General features: G+C 42.7%; 1 protein-coding gene. It reads right to left on the bottom strand.

Going from position 1 to position 7,392, the window contains the following annotated elements; all coding sequences use genetic code 11:
- Positions 1–12: 12 nt before the first annotated feature.
- Positions 13–7,392 (bottom strand): SDR family NAD(P)-dependent oxidoreductase, encoded by a 7,380-nt coding sequence (locus ABIB30_RS18540; RefSeq protein ID WP_354304539.1) that lies wholly within the window; start codon positions 7,390–7,392, stop codon positions 13–15.

The following is a 7,392-nucleotide window of genomic DNA, read 5'->3' as shown; positions in this document are numbered from 1 at the left end:
GGTAGATGTCAATTAAAATGTTAATTCTGCTTTGTAAGTATGTAAAAGAGGATGTAATTGTTTTTCATCCGCAGTGTGTACTAAAGGATGAAGTTGATTGCTGTGCTTTACAGCCGTTTTTTCCTGCTGCTGAAACCAGTAACGTTCTCTGGCAAAAGGGTAAGCAGGTAAGCTGATTTTTGCTGGTTTTTTGTCTGGATACAACAAATTCCAGTCGATGGCCACCCCTTTGATCCACAACTGAATTAAAGAATGGCTTTCCCTTTCCAGGATAGCACTTTCCAGATAAGCTTTACCGGCTTTTCCTTCCAGTAAAAAACCCGGATCATCCTTACGGGTATTGCCAATCAGTAAATCCTGCATTTTATTTTCCAGGTAATTGGTAAGCTTTCGAAGTAATTCAGCCCTGTCTGCAGCTAAAAATGCAAGTCTCTCCTCCATCACTTCTCTTCCGGTCTGTAAAGTATAAGCGATAGCATGCAGGCTGAGTTCAGGACGTTCTTGAACCAGATTTTTAAGATTAATAACCTGATCTTTAAGTCTGCTGGCATCTTTTGCCGATAATAAAATGAGCGCTGGCCCTGCAGCGCTATAATGCTCAGGTTCAGGAGCAACATATTCCTCAATGATAATATGTGCATTACTGCCTCCTGCGCCAAAGCTGCTGATTCCTGCCAAACGGGCTTTCTGATTCACCGCAGGCCATTCTTCCAGCTCTTGCTGCACTTTAAATGGACTATTTTCAAAATCTATATTTGGGTTCAAGGTGGCAGAATGCAAGGAAGGTACCAGCTGACGATGTTGCATTTGCAGCAATACTTTAGTCAGGCCTGATATCCCGGCTGCCGATTCACAATGTCCGATATTGGATTTAACGGAGCCAATACTGCAGAACTGCTTCTCAGCAGATTCAAATGCATTTTTCAAACCCGTCAGTTCTATTGGATCTCCCAGACTTGTCCCTGTACCATGGGCTTCGATATAGCTGAAATCTTCTGCTTTTACACCTGCTCTTTTCATTGCGGTCTTCACAACCGCAGTTTGTGCTTTTGGATTTGGCACCGTATATCCATTAGTTTTACCTCCATGGTTTACCGCTGTACCTTTGATGACCCCATAAATACGGTCACCATCAGCGATCGCGCGGCTCAGCGGCTTCAGCAATACTGCGCCCACTCCTTCGCCGGGCACATACCCCTCACCACCCTCCCCAAAGCTTTCACAACGTCCTTTACTGGAAGCAAAACCTCCTTCGCTTAAAATCAGGAATTTATTCTGATGCAGGCTTAAGTTTACCCCGCCTGCTACTGCCATTTCTATTTCTCCGGATTGTAAGTCTTTACAAGCTAGATGTATAGCCGTTAAAGAAGAAGAGCACATGGTATCTACCGCCATACTTGGCCCGTGGAAATTGAAAAAATAAGAGATCCTGTTAGCGATGCTGCTGGGGTTTCCCAGCAAAGCAGTAGGATTACCATTAGCAGTCTCTTGTGGCCCGAATAACTGGTATTCTTCGTACATCACACCGACATAAACGCCAACCTGACCAGCAAGACCAGATATTTCCTCTGTTTTCCCTTGTAACCTGGCCCTGGTATAACCTGCATCTTCCATTGTTTCCCATACTGTTTGTAAAAACAGTCTTTCCTGAGGATCCATGATTTCAGCCTCTCTCGGAGAGATATTGAAGAATAATGGGTCAAAAAGATCAACATCATCCATAAAACCTCCCCACTTACTGTAGGTCTTCCCATTTTTACCTTTTACCGCATCATAAAAATCACTGATTTTCCATCTGCTATCTGGTATTTCTGTAATGCTGTCCTTTCCTGCTTTTAAGTTTTCCCAAAACTCATTCAGGTTTTTAGCCCCCGGATACCTGCCGCTAACACCAATAATGGCTACATCATTAGCTAATTGCGGTTCTTTTCCACCCCGGCCTTCCGTTCTGATTATTTGTTCAGGAACCAGGTTAGTCAGTGTTACAGGGATAAAAGGAGTTGAAACAGCCACAGGAATAGCTTCGACCGTTAAAAAAGTTGCTTCACTCGTTAAAGGAGTTGCAACTGCATGTGCAATACCTGTTAAAGCAGACAATACATCACGGTGCGTAACTAAGAAATGAGAAACGAGTTCATCGAGGGTCTGACATTCGAAAAACACTGTTCTGGATACTTTACCGAGGCTTTCTTCTAAAAGATTAGTTAGCCTGATGACTATTGTAGAATCAATCCCAAACTGTTCAAAAGGTAGATCTGGTTGTAACCTGGCTACCGGTATTTTTAATGCCCCAGCCAGTAGCCCACCCAGATAAACTGTTGCCGCTACCCGTAAATTATCATCTGCTATAGCCACTAAAGCAGGTTTTTCAAGTATTGTTGAAGTTAAAGGTGTTGTAGAATAAAGTGTCGCAGACGAAGGCGTTTTAGCAGTTAAAGACAATTCCTGTATTATATACGGGCTACGTGGCAGTCCTAATTTGTCAGGATTACCATAAATAACAGTTCCCTGTTTTACCGTATGGTTTAACAATTGTTCTAAAGCCCGAAGACCATCAACTGTTGGCATGGGCATTAAGCCAAAATGATGGGCCATATATTTTTCCTGCTCTGCGCTGATTTGCATCCCGCCTTCTTTCCAAAGCGGCCAGTTGATACTTAGTGTTTTTCCTGTTCTTTTGCCCTGATTACGTTTCTGTTCGCGGTAATCAGCAAAATGATCAAGCCATGCATTGGCAGCAGCATAATCTGATTGTCCGGTATTTCCAAAAACTCCGGCCAGCGAAGAACAATAAATCATAAAGTCAAGCTGCTCCTGTTTAGTAGCCTCATCTATGTTTTTAGCCCCATTAACTTTAGCTGAAAATACGTCCCGGACTTCAACTGCTGTTTTATGCTGCAGCAAACTGTCCCTGGTCACTCCGGCACTATGGACAATACCATTCAAGTGTCCATATTGATTCTTGATTTTACCTACCAAAGCCTTAACTTCTTCGATATGGGTCATATCACAACGTTCATAAACTACATGAGACATTGTCTTTATGACCTCCTGTTGTGTAACCCCCAATAAACTTCTACCCGCAAGGATAACTTTCGTTCCGGTTACTTTATTCAGATAAGCAGCGAAAATTAATCCTAAACCACCAGCACCACCAGTAATCAGGTATACTCCGTTTTCTTTAATACCAGTACTTAATTCAACAGCTTCGGAGGATTCAGTACGCTTAGACAGGTCTTGAATTCCCGATAAAGCCTGCAATTCTTTCACTTCCCTTTGTCCGTTTTGATAACGTACTTCTGCTGCCGGATTCGCTTGCTCTGCCAATAAAATCTCGCTCAGCGAACTCAGTTCATTGACTGACAAACTTTCTACACCAATCGTCTTCCCTAGTAGCAATGAACTTTCCTGCACTGCAGTCTTTAACATCCCCGAAATAAAGCTGTAATCCAGTTCATCAGTGATCGCATAAACAAACTGGACCACAGTTTTAGCCAGTTTTCTTTGCTGGAATTCTTCCAAAACCTGGACAAAAACTCCTTCAGGTGTATTTTCGCTGATTAATCTCACCTCACATTCCAATCTTTCTTCCAGCTTTTCTGCCAGCAATGCCGATCCTCCTGCCAGAAAAACCAATGGAACTGTATTCGATAGCTCCAGTTCTTTTTGCACTATAACCTCCGCCTGCCAGCTATGCGTATATAAATTTAGGCCATCCGATACCTCAACGGCCTGATTATGATGCAAAGCAGGCTTAACCCGATCAACTTCTAAAGGTAAAACCACCAATTCAGTAAAACTGATCAGCACTTCACCTGCTCCGTTTAATAACTCTATTTCATAACTACTGGCCGATTTACCTGAACTGTTTTTTCTGGCATAACACCAGATTTCTTCAGGCAAAGGCTGATAAATATTAATTTCTCTTACACTAAAAGGAAGCATTAACTGCTGATTTTGCGTTAAAAGACTCATTGCCATACAGGTTTGCAAGGCACCATCCATCATTCCGGCAGATAAGCAGAAACCAGTTTCTGCTGCCAGAGACAGGCTGGACAAAGCCGCTTCTTCACTATAATAAATCTGCTGAATCCCCTGAAAGGTTTTTCCGTAGTCAAGTCCTATCGAACGGAATATTGCATAATAATCTGCTCCCTGCTGATAACCATTCTTGTCTGAAGAACCACCCTTGTCTGAAAAACCACCCTTGTCTGAAAAACCACCCTTTTCTGAAAAACCACCCTTGTCTGAAAAACCACCCTTGTCTGAAAAACCACCCTTTTCTGAAAAACCATTTCCAATGGGCGTTAAACTGCTACGCAATTCATGAAGATCTCTTGTTACTGGTGTGGGTAAAGATAAAGTGCTTAAAACACCCTGACCATATAACTGCTTTTCTTCTCCGCTGGTGTAGATTTCATAAATAACCTCATCACCTTTAGCCTGAAGATTCAAATGAACCTCAACCGGCGATGCGTTAACTTTAACAGGCTGTAACCAATTCACTTCTTTAAATTGAGTAATGGTTGCTTCTGTTGCATATGCCCCCGCCGCCCTGGCCATTTCCAAATACGCAACTCCAGGTAAAACCTGATCTCCAAGAACTTTGTGATCCCTTAAAAACAATTCCGTGCCAGTGAACCGGCTGCTAAACTGCTGCTTGTTAAGCGTCGAATTATTCATGTGTAATAAAGGATGTAAAACAACATTTGATGTTGCTGTGCCTTGCTTTGATTTTAACCAGAAACGTTCCCGGAAAAATGGGTAATGCGGTAACGTAATCTTATCGGGTTTACTATCCTGATAAAAAATATTCCATGCTACCCGGAATCCTTTAACCCAGTAAACAGCTAAAGTATCCCATAACTTGTTAGCTATAGCGTTCTGAATATTAGTCCTTTCATTAATTTCACCTGCTACTGACTTCTTGTGTTTCCTGATATTTTCATGGTAATACTGACCAGTTTTTCCTTCGGTAAAATCCATAAGACGCGCCAGGAGTTCGTTCATAGTTCTGGCTGGAACAGCAAGCCGTTCTTCCATTACAGACCGGCCAGTCTGCAGAGTATAAGCAATATTGTATAAGCTTATAGCTGGTTCGTTTTGAATATGTTCTATCAATTGTTCAGCTTGCAAAAGCAGTTGCTCTTTGTTTTTAGCAGATAATAAAACCAGGACTTCCCCTGTATTTTGAACGCCATTTTTTTGCACGGGAATATATTCCTCAATCACCATATGGGCATTCGTTCCACTAAAACCAAAACTACTTACCGCTGCCCTTCTCCGTGTATTTTCAGGAGTGCCCCATGCAGTAAGCTGATCTTGTATCCTGAACGGGCTACCTTCAAAATTGATCAATGGGTTATGCTGTTTATAATTGATAGTTGGGGGTAATTGCTGATGCTTGAGTGCCAGTACAACTTTCAGTACGCTGGCAATTCCTGCGGCCTCCAGTGCATGTCCAATATTAGTTTTTACACTTCCTAAAGCACAGAAGTTATTTTTAGCAGTATAAGACCTGAAGGATGCTGTTAAAGCTTCAAACTCTATTGGATCACCCAGGCTCGTACCTGTTCCATGTGCTTCTACATAACTGATGGTCTCGGGGTTGATGTTAAACCGGTTATAAACTTCTTTTTCCAGTTCCTGTTGTGACAATACACTTGGTGCAGTTATTCCGTTGGTTGTGCCATCCTGATTGGTTAAGCTCCCTTTGATCACGCCATAAATCCGGTCATTGTCCCGCTCTGCATCGGCGAGTCTTTTAAGGACGATAACGCCAACTCCCTCGCCCATCACAAAACCATTTGCCCTGTTGTCAAAAGTATAACAGCGGCCATCTGCAGATAACATCCCTGCCCTTACCGCCATTGTATAAGCCTGGGCAGAATTAATAATATTCACGCCACCAGCAAGTACCAGATCAGTATCGCCCCTTTGCAGACTATTAAAGCCCAGGTCTATAGCAACCAGTGAGCTGGAACATGCAGTATTGATCGCAATAGCAGGCCCTTTTAAATTCAGGAAATAAGATATCCGCGAAGCCAGTATTGCACTGGAATTACCCCAAAGCGCAGAAGGTAAAGTTCCTTCAGTTGCAGCCGCATAATCACTTTGTCCGGCTCCGGCATAAACACCGCATTTTACCTCAGAAAGCTGATCCGCGTTAATTCCTGCATCTTCGATAGCTTTCCAGCTATGTTCTAAGAATAACCTTTGCATCGGATCCATCATCTCTGCTTCAGCGCCTGAGAGCTTAAAGAACAAAGGATCAAAACAAGCAGCATCAGTTAAACAACTTGCCCAGCGCGTTTGTCCGGAACTATTTTCGTCTTCACTCCATTTCTCCGCACTAACCGGGGTGATTAAACTCCGGCCTGCTTTTAATACTTCCCAGTAGGCATCCAGATCATTCGCTGTACCAAACTGCCCGCTAATCCCGATAATGGCAATTTCTGCGGAAGATTCAGGCGTAAAATCCGTTTGATTAACCTTGATTTCCTTTTCAGCAATCAGGATAGGAACGACCACTTCCACCTGCTGAACAGGAGGTCTTAACACCTCAGCAAAATTCTTTTGCAAATAAGCATTCAGCAGTGTAATATTTGGATAGCTGTATAAATCAGTCGCTTTTAAAGTCAGGTTCAGTTCTGCATTTAAAGCATTGATCAGTTCAATACCTATAATGGAATCAAAACCATAGTCTTTAAATTGTGTAGTGACCTCAAATTCTTCTTCAGGCAATGCAATCGTTGCAGCAGCAATAGTCACCAGTTTTGCCATTAACCATCCGTTATCTTCGCTATCGCTAGCTGAGGATGCCAATGCGGCCAAAGTTGAAGCCTTAACAACTGGCAATGTAGCCAGAGTCGCTTCTCTCAGCACTTCGATCAGCCCATTGCTTTTTGCTAAAATCACATGTCCGCCATGATCCAGTGGGTAAATCATCATTTGCTCGTAACCTGCTTCCGATAGAAAAACCAAAATATCAGGATGACCTGCCGTAACTTCTAAAACGAGTAACCCATTTTCTTTTAAGCTGGGTTTCAGGTGTGCCAGCAATTCTTCACTCGCAACGCTTTTAACTAAAGTACTGACTACGATATCGTAAATGCCTGTTTGCTGCTGATTAGTCACAGTCCATAAGCTTACCTGATCGGTATAGTCACTTAATAAATTACCGATCTCCTGGTTGACATTTCCAGTTTCCAGAATATGGAATTTATTGCCCGCCTGAAGATTGCCGGCACTGGAAGCCACATTTGCTTTGATCAGTGTGGCCAGCAAATCATGGTGACTAAAATCTTTAACTGCTATAGCCGGTATCGCTGTATTCAGCAGTGATACCTCTCCCGTTTTCACGAATTTTTTACTCTTGCTAATCAATTCCAT

This window comes from Pedobacter sp. UYP1 (assembly GCF_040547305.1).
Taxonomy (GTDB): domain Bacteria; phylum Bacteroidota; class Bacteroidia; order Sphingobacteriales; family Sphingobacteriaceae; genus Pedobacter.
This window is presented reverse-complemented; position numbering and strand designations above follow the sequence as displayed.